Genomic DNA, 1,138 nt, shown 5'->3' with positions numbered 1-1,138 from the left:
TGAAAAGATTCTTCCAGATGTGCCACAAGTGGCTGTTTTTGATACGTCATTTCATCAGACAATGGACCCAGTCAATTACTTGTATAGTATTCCTTACGAATATTATGAAAAATATGGTGTTCGTAAATTTGGGGCTCATGGTACTAGTCATAGATATGTCTCACAAGCTGCAGCCGACTATTTGCATAAGCCATTGAATGACTTAAAGATTATTTCATGTCATTTGGGTAGTGGTGCTTCTATCGATGCTATTGAAGATGGTAAGTCTGTTGATACTTCAATGGGCTTTACACCATTGGCAGGTATTACTATGAGTACTAGATCTGGTGATATTGATCCATCGCTAGTGGCTTATTTGATGCAAAAATTAAAGATAGCTGATCCAACTGAAATGGTTAAAATTTTGAATACTAAATCAGGATTGCTAGGTATTTCTGGCGTTTCTCCAGATATGCGTGATTTACTAGCAACCAGAGAAGAAAATGATCGTTCCGATCTAGCAATCAAGATTTACGTTAACCGTATTGTAAAGTATATTGGTTCTTATATTGCTCTTTTAGCTGGAGCGGATGTAATTATCTTTACCGCGGGAACAGGGGCTAAAAATGCTGAAATCCGTGCGGATATTGCCAATAGCTTTAACTATATGGGTGTAAAAATTGATAAAGAAGCAAATGAAAACGGCGATGGTACTCGTGTCATTAGTACTAAAGATTCAGCTATTACTGTAATGGTTGTTCCTACTGATGAGGAGCGAATGATTGTTCGTGATGTTATTCGTTTGACGAAATACAGTGATTAATTTTAAATTTTAGGTAATAAAACAAAAGAACAGTGTCTATTAAGAATTTCAGGTATTTTACTAATTTGAATACTTCTTAATGGACACTGTTTTTTTAACAAAAACTAGATTAAAAATATTGAAAATATCGCAATGAAAACCTTTACTTTTAATTGGGAACTGCTATATTTAAGGTGTATAGATGAGATAGTAAGAATTGAATGGAGGTAGTTAATATGACAAGAAAAGCCTACATGATCGGTACTGGGGTTGGTAACTTAGCCGCTGGTATCTATTTAATTCGTGATGGTGGTTTTAATGGCGATCAGATTACAATGATGGGTCTTGAAGATCATG

General features: G+C 35.1%; 2 protein-coding genes. Both read left to right on the top strand.

Going from position 1 to position 1,138, the window contains the following annotated elements:
- The coding region (locus FHL06_RS13810; RefSeq protein ID WP_153387226.1) for an acetate/propionate family kinase at nt 1-802 on the top strand (802 nt) is incomplete at its 5' end.
- A gap of 215 nt (nt 803-1,017) precedes the next feature.
- The coding region (locus tag FHL06_RS13805; protein WP_153387224.1) for an oleate hydratase at nt 1,018-1,138 on the top strand (121 nt) is incomplete at its 3' end.

Source organism: Companilactobacillus halodurans (assembly GCF_009600985.1).
GTDB lineage: Bacteria > Bacillota > Bacilli > Lactobacillales > Lactobacillaceae > Companilactobacillus > Companilactobacillus halodurans.
Note: the sequence above shows the minus strand (reverse complement) of the source record. Positions and strands in the feature narration are given on the sequence as shown.